Origin of the sequence: Weissella paramesenteroides (assembly GCF_036327715.1) — a bacterium.
Taxonomy (GTDB): Bacteria; Bacillota; Bacilli; order Lactobacillales; family Lactobacillaceae; genus Weissella; species Weissella paramesenteroides.
In genome coordinates, this window is record NZ_CP130559.1 from 1,928,562 (window position 1) to 1,948,913 (window position 20,352).

Genomic DNA, 20,352 nt, shown 5'->3' on the forward strand with positions numbered 1-20,352 from the left:
GTAAAAATAATTGATAATTTACAACGTTAAGAGGGGGATTTTAACATGGCAAAAGCACGTTTAATGGACCAACCCGCAGATTTTGAAAAATTAGGCATTGATCCTAATCAAGTTCAAACTTGGGAAGATGGTCGACGCGACACCGACACACCTGGTACATCTGAAGTTTGGTACTTTGATGCAATTTTAGATGATGGTAGTAAAGCTGTTTTCTACTTCCATCCAAAGTCACCATATAAGTTACAAGAAGCTGGCGATCATCCAGATATTGGTATCCTTGTGACATCACCTGAAGGCGAAACTTACGGACAACAAATCATTGATTATCCTGCCGAAGATTCATACTTTGGTAAGGATAAGTGTGATGTCAAGGTTGGTCCACACAGTGTTGTGGGTGACTTCAAAAACTATGATATTCATATTGATCCTGTTGCTGGTGTTGCGGCTGATTTACATTTCCATGCAGTTGTTAAGCCATTCCGACAAGGAAATACTGGTATCATTGCCTTAGGAGACAATGATGAGTATCACTATACTGATTTAAGTGTTGTCAATAATCAAGTAACTGGAACATTAACTTACAATGGTGAGACACATGAAGTTACCGGTTCTGGTTATCATGATCACCAATGGGTTAATATTTCACCAATTGTTGCTTGGCATCATTGGCTTTGGGGTCATCTGTACACAGAAAACTACACCGTATTGATTTATGATTTTGTGGCTTCTAAGCAATATGATTATAAGCAAATCCCATTCTTTGGCGTCATGGATAATAAAACTGGTGAGGTGATTTTCCAAACAGATGGTCACTTTACCCTTGAAACTGAACTGACATTACAACCAGAAATCAAGAAGCATTTCCCAAAGACTTCAAAGTATACCTTCTCAAATGCAGATGGCGAAACAGTTACCTTTACAACAGAATGGCAACAAGAACTTGAAGTTCGTAACATGTACTGGGGCGCAACTGATGAAGTTCGTGCTAACTACGATAAAATGGGCATTCAACCCGGTTATATGCGTTACTTCGCAAAGGGAACCTTATCGTTTGAAAAGGATGGGGAACAAGTCACTGAATCAGGTGATATGATCTACGAGTACAATTATGGTGGTAAAGAAGATCCTGAAGCACACGTTTAATATCAGCAATTAAAAACTAAAAAAGGACAGCTAGGTAGTCATCTGAAATGCATTCAGTGACTACCTAGCTGTCTTTTTTATTAAATATAATGTACATTGACTTGGCCAAAACTTACCTGACCACGTAAATGAACTGTAATACCTTCTACATCAGAAATAATGCTATCAGGGACATCTACTGTCCCCATTGTATACTCTAGTTCATTCGATACTTGCCAATCTTTTGGTATGAATAGTTCTGCCTGGCCCATCGACACATTCAAATTTACGACCAAATCTGATTGCGCAGGCACAACATCATCAAAGTATGCTTTTAAATCTCCTAAACTTACTTCAAAAGTCACTTGTTCTAACTGCTTATTGTGCAAATATCGCGTACTAGAAGTCACTTTGTCCACAAAATACAAAGCCGTATCAGTATCTTCGTTGGTGTGTGCATTAAAATGTCTGCTATGAATATTTTCCTCGAAGTAGTGTGAGCCATGATGATAACTCATCATTCGCTTACGATGGTGCTTTGCAATCCAGGGATGAAAAATCAGTGACAATCCAATATTCACAAGAATAGCAATTAAGATAATCATCCAAACCGAAATATGAGCAATTCCCAGCGCACTAGCATATACAATACTCAATGCCGCTAACGAAAAAACAACACCACTTATCCAAAGGCTGACCAAACTAGTAATAAAAGTTGCTACTAAAAACAATGTAAAAATTAACGTCCAGGGGCTATACGAGTATGTGAACCAACCGAGTTGGCTACCTAACAAAATTGCTGCACCAATCAGTGCAAAGCTTCCCCAAAACCATCTACCTTTTTTCAAATCAATTAACTCCTCTCATCTAACTGACGTTTAAATTCTTGATAATATGCTCGTGAAACATAGAGCTGTTTGTGACTATTCCGAAACCTAACTAAGTTTCTACGTAATGAATGATCAACTGAAAAAATTTGTTCCAAATTAACAATCGTTGATTTTGAACTACGTATAAAAGTCAGTGGCAAGCTTTCTTCTAACTCATATAACTTTAGCGATACCGAGTAAGTACTGTCAGCTGTATGCGCACAAACTTTTCGGTCAACTGTCTCAAAGAATAAAATATTTTCTAAATCAATAAAATAACGAATACCTTCCTGATAGAAAGCAATTTTAGGCTGTTCTTTAAATTGCTCAGTTATCTCCTTTATTAAACGATTTATCTGTTCATTCACGTCAGGCGTACGAATTGTTATTTCAGTGTCCGTCAGTCGTTCGTCGACTTCAAGATTGATTTTCACTCGTGCCACCTCCTTCTTTAATCAAAGCTTTGATGTTTATTATTTAACACTGAAAATCGCAAAAAGGAAAGGTAATTTGCCTATGTGGTAAGATTCCGTGCGTAACAGGTGCATATATTACGGTAAATTCAACTCAACAATATATAGATTAAAAAAGTCGCCAATCTAATTAAAATTGGCGACTCTCTAAGTATCTTATAACTACTGGTCCGAGCACTATAAAATTCAACTAATTTCTTTCACATAAACTCTAGAATTGCGATCTGGATAAGGATACTGAACAGTTAATTGCTCCTTGGTAATTTGTGTAAAGCCTTGTTTTTCATAAAAATAATGTGAGCGTTCTTCAGCCTCAGGTGTATCTAGTACCAATTGCTTAAAATCTTTATTTTCCGTAAATGTTATGAGTTGGGAAAATAATTTTGCTCCTAATCGTTCTGGATTACCACGATACTTCGGGTACGTAAAAAATTTTTTAAGAACCGCAACTTCATCCGTTATTGGTAGCAATGCAATTGTCCCAACAACCTGATTATCATCCAAGGCTATCCAAAATTGACCACCTTTTTGCTGATAATATTCTTTAATCATAAATAAATCGCTCTGTTCAATCATTTTAATATCTAACTTGGCTTCAATGTTTTGACAATAATTAACAAGATCAACAATACCCGCTAAATGTGTTGCACTCTCATCGTATGGTTGAATAATAACCATTCTTATTCCTCCTCAAATCAGATAGATAGTTGGCCATCAATACAAATTTCTGCAAAGCCACCTAATAAGATTTGACCATCATCAGAAAACTTGACGCTAACATAGCCGTCTCGTCCTAAACAAGATCCCTGACTAGCCACATACTCTGATGACTTTAATAACTGATGGTCTCTAACCATAACCGCGACACAGCCATTGCCACTTCCACAAACCGGATCCTCATCTGCGCCTTCATTGGGAGCAAATGACCGTACTTCAAAATTTGTCTGACTATTTTCTGGATATTGACCAAAGACTGTCACACCAGTCACACCCTCTGCAATCGCTTGTGATAATAGATTCATATCTGGTTGCAGAGCAAGCACTTGTTCGGCACTAGATAATTGCAGCGTATACCAAACTGCTCCCACATCAATTGTTTCCGCTAAATGAATCTCGCTAGCAGATACACCAAGAGCCCTGCTAAAAGCTTTAACTTGTTCTGCCTGCAACGGACTTTTTTTAGATTCAGGTAACGTCAAAAATAGCCCCGCATCAGTTACGTCAATCCGTACCAATCCCTGTTGACATTCCTGAACTAAATACTGCCCGTGTTTTGGTATCAAACCTGACTTTAAAACTGCGTAAGCTGATCCAATTGTTGGATGTCCTGCAAACGGCAATTCATTTTGTGGTGTAAAAATACGTAACCGATAATCTGCTTGTGAATTAGTTGGCGTACAAACAAAAGTTGTTTCAGACAAATGAATCCAGTTTGCAATTTGTTGCATTTCGGCTGTTGAAAGTTTATCACCATCTAATACAACAGCCACTGGATTACCTTTAAATGGTACCTGAGTAAAAACATCGATTTGTTTGAAAGGCGTTGCTCTCTTTAACATACTTTTGCCCACTTTCTTATATAGACTTATTCAAAAATTATTTTTTGTTAATTCACATACCTAATCAATCTAACACCGGATATGCTGCCGTCATTGTTAACTTTTCTGTACTTTTTAATTTTTCAATCATTGTCCGAAACTGTTGCACAGAAATTGATTTGGTCTTATAGCTCAACTCGGTCGCTAAATTATTTTTTTGTTTGCTAGGGGTTTGTTGATGTTTGTGATGATTAGGGGTTAGCGTTACGCGTACTTCATCTTTTGATACCAGGGTTAAAAAATAATGATCCTTTTGTTGTTGCGGTACTAATAAATCAGTTGTTCGCCTAAAGTTGTTAAACTTCGCACCAGTTTGATGCAGCTGCAAATCCTTTACTGTCGCAAGAACGTCACTCAAGACGCTGTTAGCAGTAGGTAGTTCGCCGGCACCGGCACCATAAAACATGACTTCACCAACAGATGAACCTGTCACTAACACCGCATTGTTTTCATTTTTGATTGTTGCAAGTGGGTGATCTTTGCGGACAAACATTGGTTCGACAGAAACCGATAACTTATCATCCACAGGTCTGGCTTGACCAATCAGCTTAATGACATATCCCCATTTTTGTGCCCGTAAAATATCTGCCTTTGTAATTTGCGTAATTCCTGTCACAAAAATATTTTCCAAAGGAACAGTCACACCAAAAGCAAATTGCGTTAAGATGGCCATCTTGTATGCTGCATCTTTGCCGCTGACATCATTCGTTGGATCTGTCTCAGCTAATCCCAACTCCTTCGCCTGTTGAAGCGCCTCATTGTAAATCAGTCCATTTTCACTCATTTGTGTCAAAATATAGTTACTTGTTCCGTTGATGATTCCTGCAACTGACGTTATTTGGTCAGCAGCAAAAGATGTTGCGATGGTTCTTAAAATAGGAATACCACCAGCCACGCTTGCTTCATATAGGAGATTGACATGATTTTCCTGTGCATGTTCAATCAATTCATTACCATAAGTCGCCAGCAAGTCTTTATTAGCCGTAATCACATTTTTACCACTATCAAGTAGCGCTTCAATGTATGATTTAGCCGGCTCAATTGTCCCCATAACCTCAATCACAATCTGAATTTCATCGTCATTAACGATGTCAGCGATATGATTCGTTAGTTTAATACCTGCTAAATCAACATGACGTTGTTTTGCCAAATTTGCAACAACAATCGTTTTAATTTGTAGCTGACACCCACTTGTTGCGAGTATCTTTTGCTGGTTATTTTGGATAATTCGTACGACACCTGTACCGACAGTACCTAGACCAACAATGCCAAGTTTAATTGTTTTCATCAAATCTCCCTCTAACTTACTTCAAAATCTTTTATTAACTAAAAAACGCCCTGGAAACTAATTCCAGGACGCAAAATGCGTGATACCACCCTTGTTCTCAACCAGTTCACACTAGTTGACTCAGTAAGTCCCATCAGACTCAGATACGGTAATGGGTATCAAACACACTAATTTTACCAACTCGACTCAATCAGTGAAGATTTCAAGACCATATTCGTAAATCGTTTGTCACTTACTCTCAGCATAGGTAAGCTCTCTGTAGGAAACGGCTATTACTACTCATCTCTTCATTATCTTTTAATATATTGAGCTAAATTATAGATTTCAATTTTTTATTTGTCAATCGCAATATTCCAATTAAAATAATGATTTCACGTCTAATATTCATAAATCAGAAACTAAATTATCACACATAATTTTGTTTGACAGGAAAAATAACAAGTGATACTATGAGAAAAATTAAAAATAAATTAGACATTGAAAAGAAGAGTAATTGTTTAAACTAGTAGACAGAGAAGCCCGCTCGGTGAAAAGGGTAATTCGTGCGAACAATGAAGATGAGCTTAGAGTCTAGATATTGGTCATCCGGCTGATATTCTCGGTGTGGTGCCCGTTACAATCACCGGGTTTACTGAAAAGTGAACTTATTGAGCCTATTTAGTGTGAACTAATGGGAAACTCAGGTGGTACCACGAAGCTTTCGCCCTGTGCATTTATTGCATAGAGTGAAAGCTTTTTTATTTTGCTACGCAGCTATATTAGAAAGGACGTATAAATAATGGCCAAACAAGAACAACTAGAAACATATTTAGTACAATCTGGTAACAGAACTGATGATCAAAAGACGGGTGCTGTCTCGACACCTGTGTATTTTTCAACTGCCTTCAGACATCCTGGACTGGGGGACTCAACTGGCTATGACTATGCTCGTGAGACAAATCCAACACGTGATGTTCTGCAAAATACGCTCAGCAAACTAGAAAATGGTTATCAGGCTTTTGCGCTAAGTTCTGGTATGGCTGCTATCCAGTTAGCTTTTTCGAAATTTAAAACTGGCGACAAAATCATTATCTCTGATGATTTGTATGGTGGTTCATTTCGATACTTTGATGATTTACATGAAAATTATGCCATCGACTTTATTACTTGGGATGGGCAAGATTTCAGATTTTTGGCTGATGCGGCTGCTGATCCGGCAGTAAAAGCAGTTTGGTTAGAAACCCCATCAAATCCCACAATGAAAGTTATTGATATTCAGAAAACAGCTGCCATTGCTCATCAATATCAAACAGAAGTCTTTGTCGACAATACTTTTTATACACCAATTATCCAACAACCATTAGATGACGGTGCTGATGTTGTTGTGCACAGTGCGACAAAGTATTTGGGTGGTCACAACGATATATTAGGTGGGGCAGTTGTGTGTAAAAGTGCCGAAAATGCTGAGATCTACGAAAAAAATCTCACAACAACTGGTGCGGTCCTAGATCCATTTTCGTGTTGGTTATTAATTCGTAGTCTTAAAACTTTACCCTTACGTATTGAAAAACATGAAAAGAATGCTCAAGCGATTGTGGCCGCTCTCCAAACCAACCCTTTGATTACACAGATTTTATACCCTGGTCGCGGGGGCATGATCAGTTTTTATATTCATGATGAAAGCTTAGTTGATCCATTTCTAAGACATCTAAAAATCATCTCTTTTGCTGAAAGTCTTGGTGGTGTTGAAAGTTTAATCACGGTACCAGCCACACAAACGCATGCTGATTTAAGTGAAGAACAGCGTCAAAAGAAACATATTACGAAGAACTTACTGCGTTTCTCGGTCGGCATCGAGGACAGTGAGGACCTAATTCAAGACATTCAGCAGGCATTGGCACAGGCAGAAATAGCGTTAACCGCTAATGCAACGGAGGTTTAAAATATGAGCGAATACAAATACAATGATGCAACAAAAATTATTCATGACACTGTCCGTCCTGATCCACAAACTGGTGCGGTCAATGCACCGGTTTATTTTTCTTCAACCTTTGCACAAAAAGACCCGTTAGATCTGGGAAAGTATGACTATGCCAGAAGTGGTAATCCAACTCGTGATCAGGTAGAAGAGAGCATCGCTAATTTAGAAGGGGGTTCTCGTGGTTTTGCCTTTGCAACTGGCATGGCGGCAATTACTGCTGCATTTTTGACCCTACATCAAGGCGACCACATTATTATCACTAAAGATGTATACGGTGGCACTTTCCGCTTAGTAACTGAGTTATTACCTAACTATGGTATCAGCCATACGTTTGTTGATCTTAACGATGAAGATGCACTAGAAGCGGCTTACCAAGAAAATACAAAAGTGGTGTATGCCGAAACACCCTCTAATCCAACACTCACCGTTGTCGATTTACAAGCAACTGCCAAATCAGCACATGCCCATGGTGCCTTGTTATTTGCCGATAACACTTTTATGACCCCACTTTATCAAAAGCCATTATCACTTGGTGCTGACTTAGTCATTCACAGTGCAACAAAATTTCTTTCTGGTCATTCGGATATTCTGGCTGGACTTGTCGTTACCAAGGATGCAGCTTTAGGGGATGCTATCTACTTCATTCAAAATGCAATGGGGGCAACGCTCAGTGTTGGTGATTGTTGGTTATTATTACGTGGTCTAAAAACGCTAAAAGTTCGCCTACAAACTGAAACAGAGACCGCAACAAAGCTTGCCCAATGGTTAGAACAACAACCCGCCGTTAAAGCAGTTAATTACCCTGGGTTAAAAAGCTATAAAAACTATGCCATCCAATCTAAGCAAGCATTGTCTGGTGGTGCTGTTTTATCATTTGATATTGCTAGCGAAGATAACGTTCGAACCCTGGTACAACATCTAAAGTTACCTATTTTCTCTGTTTCTTTGGGCGCTGTTGAAACTATTCTTTCATATCCCTGTACAATGTCACACGCAGAACTTAGCCCGGATGAACAACAAGAAAGCGGCGTAACACCTGGCTTACTGCGCCTATCTGCCGGACTTGAAGATTTTGAAGATTTAAAACAAGATTTTGCCCAAGCACTGGCTTATCTACCAGCCTCAGCAACCACAACACCCAAGTCCGTTGTTACCGAAGGCTAGTGATGGCAACCATTAAAATTAAAAATAGTTTAGGAGAAAACACATGTGGGAAATAATTACGACTTCTCTCCCGCAATTAATCGTGGCCGGCATTAAATACACCGTGCCTTTGTCATTGATTTCTTTCGCGTTGGGCTTGATTCTCGCTCTCATTACCGCTCTGGTTCGAATTTCCCAAAAAGGAAAAGAATTTAAAATTATCAAAGGAATTTTCAATTTTTACGTTTGGCTTTTCCGTTCAACGCCACTGTTAGTTCAATTATTTATTGTCTATTTTGGCTTACCTTATTTAGTTATTCCAGGCATCCTTGATGAGGGAATCAAATTAACACCATTTGTTGCGGGTGTTATTACCTTTTCCTTAAACACTGGCGCTTACGCATCCGAAACGATTCGAGCAGCTATTACTTCGGTTCCTCAGGGTCAATGGGAAGCTGCTTCTTCAATTGGCATGACTCGCGGCCAAACATTACGACGTATCATTCTACCCCAAGCAATCTATCTGTCTGTACCGCCATTAGCCAATAGCTTTATTAGCTTGGTTAAAGATACATCACTGGCTGCAACCATTACAATTGTTGAAATGTTTGAAGTTAGTCAGCAAATTGCGGCTGAGAATTACCAGCCACTTATTATGTATTCTTTGGTGGCCTTGATTTATGCTGTCTTTTGTTCGTTACTAACCATTGGCCAGCATTATCTTGAAAAACACTCACACAGGCATTTAACCAAAACAGTGGGAGGTGCATAAGTTGCAATTAGAAGGATTAAATAAAAGTTTCGATGGACAACAAGTTTTAACAGACATTACCCTTGAATTGCCAGAGAAGCAGACAACGGTCATTGTTGGGCCCTCTGGTTCAGGTAAATCTACTCTTTTACGTTCATTGAACCTACTTGAGCGTCCAGAAAGTGGTCATTATAACTTATCAAACCTAGCCATTGATTTTTCACACGATATCCCAACCAAACAAGTATTAAATGTCCGCAAGAAAACAGGGATGGTTTTTCAAGACTATAATTTATTCCCACACAAATCGGTCATTCAAAATATTATTGAAGGACCAATCCAAGTATTAAAGAAAGACAGGAAAGAAGCGCTACAAGAAGGGCAGAACTTACTGGATAAAGTTGGTTTAAGGTCTAAATCTGACGCATATCCTGAACAGTTATCGGGTGGTCAAGCGCAACGTGTTGCCATTGCGAGATCATTAGCCATGCGTCCTGAATACATCCTACTAGATGAACCAACCTCTGCCTTGGATCCTGAACTGGAAGCAGAAGTATTACAGGTTCTGGCTGAATTAGCACACGAAAAGCAATCTCTTGTTATTGTCACCCATAACCTATTCTTTGCCCGTCAGATTGCCAATAAAATTGTCTTTGTGGAGGATGGCCAAATTATTTTTGACGGTAATCCACAGGAATTTTTCAATGAAAATCAAGAAAACACTCGGATTAATCGGTTTATTTCAGCAATGACGTTTTCCGATGTTGAAGCAGAAGCATTAAAATAATTTAGATATAGTGAGAGGAACTACACAGATGAAAAGAACACGGGTCATTTCTTATTCAATTGCCATTGTTATATTACTAATTTTGGCAGTTGTTTATTTCGGTAATCGAAAAAACGCCACACAAAAGGATGCGTTTCAATCAGAATTAAAAACTAAAGGCAAGTTGACCATCGGACTCGAAGGTACATATGCACCCTATTCCTATCGAAAAAATGGCAAATTAACTGGTTTTGAGGTTGAAATGGGGCGTGCCGTTGCTAAAAAGATGGGTGTCAAAGCAGATTTTGTCCCAACAAAGTGGGATTCATTAGTTGCTGGCTTAGGTTCGCAAAAATATGATGTCGTGATCAATAATATTTCCGAAACGCCCGCTCGGAAAAAAGTTTATAAATTCTCTAATCCATACATCTATTCACGATATGCTCTGATTACACCGAAAAATAGTCAAATCAGTCATTTAAAGGATATTAATGGTAAGAAATTTGCAGAGGGAACTGGAACAAACAATGAACAGGTGGCTAAAAAGTATCACGCCAAGCTAGTTTCTTCAGGTGATTTTTCAACTACCTTATCACTATTGCGTACTGGTCGTGCAGATGGAACAATTAATGCTGCTGAAGCTTGGTATGCCTACAAAAAAGACAATGCCACAGACGGTTTAAAGTATAAAGATTTGTCTGGCGAAATTGACCCAGTGAAAGTTTCAGCCATGTTTAATAAGAAGGATCCTAAAACTCGTGCGAAGTTTAATAAAGCGCTCGCCGCAATTAGAAAAGACGGTACATTGAAGAAGCTGTCAATTAAGTACTTTGGCGCAGATATTACTAAAGAAAACAATTAATTCTATACAATATAAATAGCGTGCGGAAACCATCATTGATTTCTGCACGCTATTTATATTAATTTTTAACTGGCAAACTGCCATGAACTAATTTCTTTTCATCAGCAGCAATCATAATGGCTGTCGTCGTATCACCAACCACATTAAGTACGGTTCGGAATATACCCGCAAACCAATCAATACCTGCTAATAGAGCAATACTTTCTAAAGGTAATCCTAGTGTTGGTACAATAATCGCTAGCGCAACTAAACCACCACCTGGTACAGCAACCGTACCTAAACAAGCGACAATGGCTAACATAACGATTTTTAACATCATAATAAATGATAATGATAATCCGTAAAATTGGGTCATTGTGACACAAGCTAACGCCAAATACATGGCCAGACCATTACTATTCAGTGCCATCCCCAAAGGTAATACCAGCTCACTAATTTCCTTCTTAATACCTAATCGTTTTTCAGCATCATGCATTTCAACAGGTAGGGATGCTGCTGAAGATGTTGTTGTCATTGCGATAATTAAGATATTAGCAAACCCATGCATGACGGTTCGTAAAGTCATATGCGCACGTATCATGATCATACCGAACAAGATGGCTAAGAAAAATAATGTACCCACTCCGAATAATATTAAAAACTTCAACAGTGGAATTAAGACTGTCAGCCCATTTTCAGCAATAACCGAAGCAATTAATGCACCAATTCCAACTGGTGCTAAGCACAAAACTAATTGGATCAAATCAATAAATAATTGATTTAATTGTTCTAATCCATTAATGATATGTTGATACTTTTGTTGACTATTTGCTTTGCTTAGAACGATTCCCATGCATAACGCAAATATAATGACTTGAATCGTATTACCTTTTACCAAAGCCTCAAAAATATTAGTCGGAAAAAAGCCTAATATCATGTCTGAAGTTGAAACAGGATGGCTAGTAAATTTTTGGACAAGTTCAGGATTCAGTTTTAAATCAATACCCACACCTGGCATAAACCACCAGCCAAGCAACAACCCAACTAAAGCAGCAATAAGCGTCGTGCCTATAAACCAAGCAGCTGTTTTGATACCTAATTTTCCTAATTGCTTGACTGGTAATTTACCAATCGCTGCAATTACCGTACAAAAAACTAGTGGCATGACAGCCATTTGAACCAGCCTCAAAAAAATATCACCAATAATTTTGATTCCCGCAATTTTAGTGCCAAAAACTGCACCTAAAATGATACCAATCAACATACCAATAATAATTTGAGTCGTTAGATGAATTTTTATCCGCATTTTTACGCCTCGTTTGCTTGAACAGATAGACTAGTAGCCAACAATGCAACGCCATATAATAAATCAGACATTTTTGTATATTCAGTCGGTGCATGACTAATACCAGCTTCACTTGGCACAAAAATCATGGCTGTAGGGGCGACTGTACTCATCATTTGACTGTCATGACCTGCACCTGAAAATAACTCTTGGAAGGGGAAATTCATTCGAGTTGTTATCTCAGCATTTTGTTTCCTTAATGCCTGTGATAAAGGAGTTGCAGGAACATGCAGTGTCTGTTTTACTGTGACATTTTCAAAGTGTTGGATGCCTACTTGCATATCTGTCAAAAATGTAGCTAATCGTTCATCCGATTCTTCACGACAATCTATGCTAAATGTGCACCTTTCAGCAATGACATTACTAACATTAGGTGATACGTGAATTTCACCAATCGTAAATGACAAACTTTTTGAAGATTTATTCGCCAAATCATACAATTCAGCCATCAGATGACTTGCAGTTGCCATCGCATCTTTACGTTGTGCCATCGGCGTTGTACCAGCATGATTTGCTTGTCCATATACAGTCACATCATAGCGATCTTGTGCAACAATTCCTGTCACTAACCCAAGTGACTGATGTGCTTGTGCTAAACGTGGACCCTGTTCAATATGCAATTCCGTAAAACTTGCCGGTAAGGGCGCTCGCTGTCGCCTAACACCAGGAATAGTTTGCAATTGTCTGACCGCATCGCGTCTAGCTTGATCAAATGTGATACCCATTTCATCAACTAATGGCGTGACTTGCTGGTGTCCTGTATAATAGTTCGATCCAGTAAAAGCTGCTGGAAAACGGCTACCTTCTTCTTCGCTAAAAGAAATCAAACGTAACGGTTTTTTAGGCAAATGTCCTTGTTGGTAGAGTTTTTGTATCGCACAAAAGCCACCTAAAACCCCATATAGCCCATCATAACGACCACCTTGACGCACAGTGTCCATATGAGAACCAGTCGCAATCGGTGCTGATATTTCTTGTCCTGGAAAATCTAAAGACACATTACCATAATCATCAACCGTTGCTTGCGCACCATGTTCTTGGCCGAGCAAAATCAGTGCTCGTTGATTCCGTACCCATTGCTGATTATAAACTAACCGATTCTGGCCAACTTCATCCGATGTATTGAATTGATCCAGCAAATCACCCAATTGTATGGTTTCATTCGTCATAATTATTTGCTAATGCCAGCAATTGGTGATGATGCCGCTGCTTTTTTATCTAAAACACGACCGGGGTGGGCAAGATAACCCTTACGTCCAGCTTCTACAGCTAACTTAAATGCCTCTGACATCAACGGAATATCACCTGCTGTTGCCATCGCTGTATTAGCCATTACTGCTGCTGCTCCCATTTCCATGGCTTCAGCAGCTTGACTTGGACGACCAATACCAGCATCAACAATGATTGGCGCATCAATTTCGTTAATTAAAATCTGAATCAATTCTTTAGTTGCCAAACCTTTGTTTGTACCAATTGGTGCACCTAATGGCATCACAGCCGCAGCACCAGCTTCGACCAACTTACGGGCAGCATTTAAATCAGGTAACATATATGGCATCACGATGAATCCTTCATCAGCCAAAACCTTCGTTGCCTTAATTGTTTCTTCGTTATCGGGTAACAAATAAGTCTTATCAGGCACAACCTCAAGCTTAATAAAATCACTGCCACTTAATTCACGAGCAATGCGCGCCATGCGAATAGCTTCTTCAGCATTGGTGCAGCCAGATGTATTTGGCAAGATTGTCACATCATCTGGAATATAATTCAAAATATTTTCTTCATCCGTATTCGTACGACGCAATGCCATAGTAATAATCTGAGCACCTGCGTGATGGATTGCTGAATCAATTAGTTCATACGAATACTTACCTGATCCTAGAATAAAACGTGAAGAAAAATGGTGACCACCAATAATTAAATCATCATTACTTTCGACCATGATTGTTTATATCTCCTATTCTGCTAAAACGGGTTGCTTGGTTAGTAAACGTAAGATAGCATTGGCTTCATGTCCAGCACATACCATTACGCGTGGTGCCATCAGTCCTTCGACACCTTTACTATAGCCATCCCCACAAATATATACATTTGATAACTGTTGTTTTGTTTGCATCTCATTAGTCATATGTAATCCGGCCATACCGTTACCCATAACAAGTGGCTTGTCAGGATAAAAATTCGTTACACCATCCAATAACATTGCTTTGGCCATTGGGTTATCAAAAGCCTCACAGACGATATCACAGTCCGCAAATAGTGTTTCAATATTGTCAGGTGTAATTTTAACCTGATGAATCTCAATATCGATAAATGGATTAAATTCTAATAAATTCTGCTTTAATGCCACGACTTTCGGCATGCCAACCTGACTAACTTTATATTGTTGTCGATTAAGATTGCTCATTTCAATGACATCAAAGTCAATTAAAGTTAGATGACCAACACCGCTGCGAGCTAGTGCAATTGCAATATTTGAACCTAGACCCCCAGCACCTGCAATAGTCACACGCGCATCTTTTAAAGGTTCAGTCGTACCAGCCACATTACGCTCTTTCATGCCCATAAAAAAATCAGTAACTGCTACACCTTGAAATTTTGGTGTCATTTTATTTTTTCCTCTTTTCTAACCACCACCGACAAACGAAATTAGTTCAACGTGATCATTTTCTGACAACGTTCGGTCTGCTAATTCCTCACGATGAATAATCTTACCGTTTAATTCCACGACAACATTTTGCATCATCTCTGTTTTTTCTTGTAATAAATCAGCCAATGTTTTACCAACCATGTTTGCTGTTTGTTCACCATTTAAAATAATCAAAAAAATGCCCTCCTTTCTGATCTTGAAAGAAGGGCATTTGCACACAGTCAAATATCGCACTTCCTTCGATCGTATTACCGACATCAGGTTCATGGGTATATTCTCAGCCTTTCAGCACCCCAGACGATGATTGTTTAGATTTAGTTTTTGCCAATTGCTCTATGCAATCCTCATAAAATATAAAATAGCAGTCTTTTTGCATTCACAAAAAGACTGCCCATTAATCTCTATATATGGACTGTATCTTCCTGCGCAGGTATTAACCAAATCAGGTTCAGTGGGTATATTCTCAGCTTTTCAGCACCCCAGATACGTTAATTAACTTAACAAGATAACCATAGCATGTTTAATTATGAAATACAACTCATTATTGAAATCGCTTTCAAAATTAGCAAAAAAAAATAACCGTCTTAGCTTGGCAGAGCTAACGGTTATTTAAACTTTAGATTTGCTACCGTCTAACGGTTCTACAAGGAGTCCTGATTGCACAGGGCTCCTTTTTTTCTATTCACATTATAGCATGACATATTACCAGTGGGAAATGACCTACCCACTTAAAATTTTCCTAATATAAAATTCTAAATTGTTATTTTTATTATACTGTTGTCGGCTTAACTGTCTGCTCTAAACGACCCATCCACCAACCTAGCCACGTTCCTAGCGCTAACAGAATAATTGAGAACGCATAATGCCAAACAGTAAAACCAGTGTAATCTAGCGGGATAATCATGACTGTTGATGCCATCACAATTCCGAAAATCATATGGAATAACTTTGCATAAGCAACTTTAAAAATATAGGCCATGATTTTTGCAAACACTAAAACAATCCCAATTAATCCCAAAATAAGGGGGATCAAAACTGATAAATCACCTGTTTTAATACCATCACTCATCCCTTTGTACAGACCTAAGTAAATTAAAAAGTTAGATGGGCTTAATCCTGGTACAAGAAGACCTAAGCCAATTAATCCACCAGCTAAAAGCCAGGCACTCATACTAGGCTCAATCGTTGAGAATAAAGGTCGGCCAAACCATAAGAATAATAACATTAAGCCTCCCGCAATAACGGAAAGGATAATGTCCCATGTTGAACGTCCCATTTTCCCGGCCTCATGCCATAGTGTGGGAACAGTTCCTAAGATAGCCCCAATAAAGAACCAGCGTGCGACACTTTCAACTTCTCCCAGCATAAAGCTAATTAAAAACGAGAGTAAGAAGATGCCAACAACTGCTCCGATGCCAACGGGCATAAAGAAACGGACATTGGATTTAAAATTTTTCAATGGATTCGCCATGAACAAAATCAATCGTTCATATAATCCAAATACGGCAGCTAATGCACCACCACTAATTCCTGGTAAAATAAATCCTGATCCAATTAATGCACCTTTAACAGCACGGAAGATAATATCTCCTGGTCGTTTTTGCATTGATTATTTCCTCATTTCATTTAGTTCATCGTTTATTAGTCTTTGTGAGTAAAATCCTCTCAAGCTCATTATATCCAACGAACCTTTTAAATTCTTAAACTGACACCATGTTAATACATATATCCAAAAAAGTTGTTCTTACTAGTTCTTTTTTTTATTTTGCTGTAAAATCATATTTGTGAAGGGGGTCACAAATATGACAAATCTTACAAACAAAGTCGCGATTGTAACCGGTGCGGGATCTGGTATGGGAAAAGCAATCGCACTGACTTACTCTCAAGCAGGTGCTAAAGTTGTATTAGCTGATGTTAATCAACAAACATTAGCTGAAGTCGAAAATGAAATCACTAGTCAAGGCAGACAGGCACTTAGTTGTATCACTGATATCTCCAAGGAGTCTGATATTGAGGCATTAATCAAGTCGACTACAGAAAAATTTAATCGTATCGATATCTTAGTTAACAATGCCGGTATCATGGATAGTTTCCAACCTGTCGGGCATGTCAGTAATGAACTCTGGCATAAGGTTATGTCAATTAATCTAGAAGGTCCTTTTATGGCTGCCCGGGCAGCCATTAATGTCATGGAGAAACAAGAACATGGTGGTATCATCATTAATAACGCTTCTGTTGGTGGTCTATTTGGTGGTCGTGGTGGGGCTGTTTACACCGTTTCAAAACACGGTTTAATTGGTTTAACCAAAAATATTGCTGCTACTTACGGTCGCTTTGGTAAAATCCGTGCAAATGCAATTGCACCAGGTGGTGTAAATACTAATATTAGTTCTACAATTTCACAACCTGATAACCTAGGTATCCAAGCATCACAAGCTGCTGGTCAACCACCGATGGGAAACCCAGACCAAATTGCTGCCGTTGCTCTTTTCCTAGCTGATGATGAGGCAAGTTTTGTTAATGGTGACGTTATCAAAGCTGACGGTGGTTGGACAGTCTAACTGTAAAAAGAAACGCCTTACTTTTTAATTTTTTGCTATAATTAAGTACAAAATTTAAACAAGTAGGGGGATAATTCCTATGTCATTAACTTATACTCGTCAAGCAAAGCCCTCAGATGTTGATGCGATCTATCGCATCATTCAACAAGCTGTCGCGTATCTTGGCAGTCAAAATTCACCACAATGGCAAGGATCAGCCGAACCAAACCGCAAAGAATTCGAAGATGATATCAATAAGGGCATCGTTTATGTCCTCATCTATAATCATCAAGTTGCTGGTGTCGGGAAACTAGTTCCTGGTCCGGAACAAGCATATGAAGATATTGATGGGTCTTGGTTAGGTAATGAGTCCCAATATATGAGTTTGCATCGGATTGCGATTGATGCAGATGTTCGTGGTCAAGGTCTTGCTCATCAACTCATTCACGATTTAGTCATGTTATCGTTAGATCATGGTTATCGTGATATTCGTATTGATACGCATGAAATCAATAAAGGCATGCAAAAAACAGTTAAAAAAGCCGATTTTGATTACCGTGGTCATGTTCAAATGCCCGTGCCAAACGGTGATCGATTAGCTTTTCAACTGTTGTTAACGGATTAACAAACACAAAAAACAATCTACTATCAAATCCTGTTAGTAGATTGTTTTTTTTACTATCACTCGAAATTAGAGTCAATCACTGCCCGCTTCCACCCGTCAATAAAACTCATTATAAAATCATTAATCGCTGGGATTAAGAACATAACTACCGTAATCGCAATTAATATAATTACATTTCTCGAAACAATTTGATCAAGTTTATGCCAGTCTAATTTAAACATGACAATTATAAGCAAAATGGCTCCAAAATCCGTAAAATACGAACTAATGTCATAAATATTAATACTAGCTATTTTCATTCCAATAAATACCATGAATGCGATTAAAGCACTCACGGTGATTGCATGTAGTATTTTTGACATCTTCATCTTTGCATCAATTTGTTCTGCTAATTGTGTGTCGGATTTAATAAATTCGTCTAAAGAAATATTAAACAACTCACTCATTGCTACAATATTTGTAAAGCTAGGTAGTGCTGTATTTTGTTCCCACTTAGAAATTGATTGACGCGAAATATGTAACTTATCAGCCAAGATTTGCTGCGACCATTCCTTTACTTCCCGTTGCCTTTTAATTTGTGACCCTAAATCCATACTCTTTGTTCCTCCTATACTAATAAATCTATCGAATTCCTACAAAATTACCAAGCACCAAATAGTTGCATTCCCTATATAATCAGGTTTTTACCAAATAAAAAATTGATTGGAAAATTTTTTACACTTTCCAATCAATTCAATAATTTATATTTTTTGTGAGCGTTTTGCCCATAAACTATAGCCAACTAACATCAATACAAAGAATATAACTGTTAAGAAAACAGATAGTCTTGTTGATGGGTCAAGTGCCAAAATAATGAGAACGGCCACGAAGAACCCAATTGTTAGATAACTAGTTGCTGGAAACCAGGGCATCTTATACGGATTATTTACTGCTGCTGTCGTTTGCTTATATTTAATATGGGCAACCATGATAAGTATCCAAACAAAAATAAAACTCATCGTTGCAACACCGGTAATCATGGTAAAAATCTTTGATGGGAAGAAGTAATTAAGTAATACAACTGCCAAAAAGACAATTGCTGAAGCCAACATTCCCGTTACTGGCACCATATTTTTTGAAACACGCGCCAATGATTTTGGTGCTTGGCTATTTTTTGCCAAGACATATAATGTCCGTGATGTCGAGAAAATTGCCGAGTTAGCAGCAGACAGGGCAGCTGTTAACACAACAAAGTTTACTAACGTTGCAGCAAAATTAATGCCCATACCGGAAAATACTTGTACGAATGGTGATTGTGATGTGTCAATTTGATTCCAAGGATAAACTGACATAATGATTGCAATTGCACCAACATAAAACAAACCAACTCTCACTGGTACAGAGTTAATTGCCTTGGGCAAATCACGCTCTGGATCCTCTGTTTCACCAGCAGTTAACCCAACCATTTCAATACCAGTAAAGGCAAAAATCACCATTGGAAAGGCCATGATAAAGCCCTTAAATCCAGTTGCAAAGAATCCACCATGTGAAACTAGGTTACCAAAACTTGCAGTGTTACCACCTGTATGGAACCCTGAGATAATCAAGCCGATTCCAACAACAATCAATGCCAATATCGCAAAAACTTTAATTGAAGCAAACCATGACTCTAACTCACCAAACCATCGCACATTAATTAGATTAAACGTGACCAATACAATAATAACAATTAATGGCGTTACCCATTGTGGGAGTGAAGGAAACCAATACCGTAAATAAATACCACTCGCAGTTAGATCCGCCATCGCTAAGCTTGCCCAACTTAACCAGTACGCCCAACCAATGGCGAATTCCCATTTGTCACCCAAATAAATACGGACAAAATCAATGAATGATCGTATCTTTGTATTTGAAAGCAACAATTCACCAACTGCTCGCATCATTAGATATGCAAATAAACCAGTTAGTGCATACGCTAGAATGAGTGCTGGACCTGCTGCTTTGATTGCCGATCCCGATCCTAAGAAAAGACCGGTTCCAATCGCTCCACCAATAGCTATCATCTGCACATGGCGTGCTTTAAGACCACGTGATAATTCACGTTCCGACTGATTATTCATAAATATACCTCACTGCATGAGGATATAAAAAATCCCCATGCCAAATTAAATTTGACATAGGGACGTTTAATAACGCGGTTCCACCCTAATTCTTAGTCGCTGACTAAGCCACTTAATTACAGGTAATTTTCGTTTCTCCAAAAGCGCCACTACTAGCCGATAATAATTTGCTTTCACCAAACACAAACTCTCTAAATATTATCAATAACCAATAACTTCTTTTTTCATCAAAACACAAATTAGTATGGTTAACTATATGCTGTTTAAACTTGATAGTCAATA

21 protein-coding genes and 2 riboswitches are annotated in these 20,352 nt (G+C 38.4%); of the genes, 8 read left to right on the top strand and 13 right to left on the bottom strand.

The window, feature by feature from the left end; translation table 11 throughout:
• Positions 1-45 precede the first annotated feature (45 nt).
• On the top strand, positions 46-1,143 hold the full coding sequence (locus QRX23_RS09670) for a lipocalin-like domain-containing protein (protein WP_330155455.1): 1,098 nt from the start codon (positions 46-48) through the stop codon (positions 1,141-1,143).
• An 80-nt stretch (positions 1,144-1,223) separates the two neighbouring features.
• Here QRX23_RS09670 and QRX23_RS09675 read toward each other — a convergent pair whose 3' ends face one another.
• The 5 genes from QRX23_RS09675 to QRX23_RS09695 all read right to left on the bottom strand — a co-directional run bounded on the left by QRX23_RS09675 (position 1,224) and on the right by QRX23_RS09695 (position 5,350).
• Positions 1,224-1,970: a LiaF transmembrane domain-containing protein gene (locus QRX23_RS09675; RefSeq protein ID WP_330155456.1), complete on the bottom strand. Its 747-nt coding sequence runs from the start codon at positions 1,968-1,970 to the stop codon at positions 1,224-1,226.
• Positions 1,971-1,975: 5 nt separating this feature from the next.
• Positions 1,976-2,425 (bottom strand): LytTR family DNA-binding domain-containing protein, encoded by a 450-nt coding sequence (locus tag QRX23_RS09680; RefSeq protein WP_330155457.1) that lies wholly within the window; start codon positions 2,423-2,425, stop codon positions 1,976-1,978.
• Positions 2,426-2,650: 225 nt separating this feature from the next.
• The gene (locus QRX23_RS09685) at positions 2,651-3,142 is read right to left on the bottom strand and encodes a GNAT family N-acetyltransferase (RefSeq protein WP_330155458.1); all 492 of its coding nucleotides are present in this window, start codon (positions 3,140-3,142) and stop codon (positions 2,651-2,653) included.
• A gap of 17 nt (positions 3,143-3,159) precedes the next feature.
• Complete coding sequence (locus tag QRX23_RS09690) at positions 3,160-4,023, bottom strand: PhzF family phenazine biosynthesis protein (RefSeq protein WP_330155459.1); 864 nt, start codon at positions 4,021-4,023, stop codon at positions 3,160-3,162.
• 64 nt (positions 4,024-4,087) lie between these two features.
• The gene (locus tag QRX23_RS09695) at positions 4,088-5,350 is read right to left on the bottom strand and encodes a homoserine dehydrogenase (RefSeq protein ID WP_330155460.1); all 1,263 of its coding nucleotides are present in this window, start codon (positions 5,348-5,350) and stop codon (positions 4,088-4,090) included.
• 778 nt (positions 5,351-6,128) lie between these two features.
• Between QRX23_RS09695 and QRX23_RS09700 the strand changes: the two genes are divergently transcribed.
• From QRX23_RS09700 to QRX23_RS09720, 5 genes are read left to right on the top strand one after another with little or no spacing between them, the layout of a single operon-like run.
• Entirely contained in the window at positions 6,129-7,271 is a 1,143-nt protein-coding gene (locus tag QRX23_RS09700; protein ID WP_330155461.1) for an aminotransferase class I/II-fold pyridoxal phosphate-dependent enzyme, read from the top strand.
• 3 nt (positions 7,272-7,274) lie between these two features.
• Complete coding sequence (locus QRX23_RS09705) at positions 7,275-8,474, top strand: aminotransferase class I/II-fold pyridoxal phosphate-dependent enzyme (protein WP_330155462.1); 1,200 nt, start codon at positions 7,275-7,277, stop codon at positions 8,472-8,474.
• A gap of 43 nt (positions 8,475-8,517) precedes the next feature.
• Positions 8,518-9,225, top strand: a complete 708-nt coding sequence (locus tag QRX23_RS09710; protein WP_330155463.1) for an amino acid ABC transporter permease — start codon at positions 8,518-8,520, stop codon at positions 9,223-9,225.
• Position 9,226: 1 nt separating this feature from the next.
• A complete protein-coding gene (locus tag QRX23_RS09715; protein ID WP_330155464.1) occupies positions 9,227-9,991 on the top strand; it encodes an amino acid ABC transporter ATP-binding protein in 765 nt (254 codons plus the stop codon).
• 28 nt (positions 9,992-10,019) lie between these two features.
• On the top strand, positions 10,020-10,832 hold the full coding sequence (locus QRX23_RS09720) for a transporter substrate-binding domain-containing protein (protein WP_330155465.1): 813 nt from the start codon (positions 10,020-10,022) through the stop codon (positions 10,830-10,832).
• Positions 10,833-10,890: 58 nt separating this feature from the next.
• Here the strand turns inward: QRX23_RS09720 and QRX23_RS09725 are convergent, their stop codons facing one another.
• The 6 genes from QRX23_RS09725 to QRX23_RS09750 form a co-directional block, all read right to left on the bottom strand.
• A complete protein-coding gene (locus QRX23_RS09725; protein WP_330155466.1) occupies positions 10,891-12,117 on the bottom strand; it encodes a dicarboxylate/amino acid:cation symporter in 1,227 nt (408 codons plus the stop codon).
• Between the two features lie 2 nt (positions 12,118-12,119).
• Positions 12,120-13,325, bottom strand: coding sequence for a hydantoinase/carbamoylase family amidase (locus QRX23_RS09730; protein ID WP_330155467.1), 1,206 nt, complete (start codon positions 13,323-13,325; stop codon positions 12,120-12,122).
• A 2-nt stretch (positions 13,326-13,327) separates the two neighbouring features.
• Positions 13,328-14,098, bottom strand: a complete 771-nt coding sequence (locus QRX23_RS09735; protein WP_002828301.1) for a thiazole synthase — start codon at positions 14,096-14,098, stop codon at positions 13,328-13,330.
• Positions 14,099-14,113: 15 nt separating this feature from the next.
• Positions 14,114-14,764: a sulfur carrier protein ThiS adenylyltransferase ThiF gene (thiF, locus tag QRX23_RS09740; RefSeq protein ID WP_140836767.1), complete on the bottom strand. Its 651-nt coding sequence runs from the start codon at positions 14,762-14,764 to the stop codon at positions 14,114-14,116.
• A gap of 18 nt (positions 14,765-14,782) precedes the next feature.
• Positions 14,783-14,980 (bottom strand): sulfur carrier protein ThiS, encoded by a 198-nt coding sequence (thiS, locus tag QRX23_RS09745; RefSeq protein ID WP_330155468.1) that lies wholly within the window; start codon positions 14,978-14,980, stop codon positions 14,783-14,785.
• Between the two features lie 42 nt (positions 14,981-15,022).
• Positions 15,023-15,112: riboswitch (TPP riboswitch) on the bottom strand.
• Between the two features lie 96 nt (positions 15,113-15,208).
• Positions 15,209-15,298: riboswitch (TPP riboswitch) on the bottom strand.
• A gap of 277 nt (positions 15,299-15,575) precedes the next feature.
• A complete protein-coding gene (locus tag QRX23_RS09750) occupies positions 15,576-16,412 on the bottom strand; it encodes a DUF368 domain-containing protein (RefSeq protein ID WP_330155469.1) in 837 nt (278 codons plus the stop codon).
• A gap of 196 nt (positions 16,413-16,608) precedes the next feature.
• Here QRX23_RS09750 and QRX23_RS09755 point away from each other — a divergent pair, with 196 nt between their 5' ends.
• Both QRX23_RS09755 and QRX23_RS09760 read left to right on the top strand, forming a co-directional pair.
• Positions 16,609-17,367 (top strand): glucose 1-dehydrogenase, encoded by a 759-nt coding sequence (locus QRX23_RS09755; RefSeq protein ID WP_330155470.1) that lies wholly within the window; start codon positions 16,609-16,611, stop codon positions 17,365-17,367.
• Positions 17,368-17,446: 79 nt separating this feature from the next.
• Complete coding sequence (locus QRX23_RS09760) at positions 17,447-17,971, top strand: GNAT family N-acetyltransferase (RefSeq protein WP_002828306.1); 525 nt, start codon at positions 17,447-17,449, stop codon at positions 17,969-17,971.
• Positions 17,972-18,027: 56 nt separating this feature from the next.
• Here QRX23_RS09760 and QRX23_RS09765 read toward each other — a convergent pair whose 3' ends face one another.
• A complete protein-coding gene (locus tag QRX23_RS09765; protein WP_330155471.1) occupies positions 18,028-18,564 on the bottom strand; it encodes a helix-turn-helix domain-containing protein in 537 nt (178 codons plus the stop codon).
• Between the two features lie 147 nt (positions 18,565-18,711).
• Positions 18,712-20,070 (bottom strand): amino acid permease, encoded by a 1,359-nt coding sequence (locus QRX23_RS09770; RefSeq protein ID WP_330155472.1) that lies wholly within the window; start codon positions 20,068-20,070, stop codon positions 18,712-18,714.
• Between the last annotated feature and the right edge of the window lie 282 nt (positions 20,071-20,352).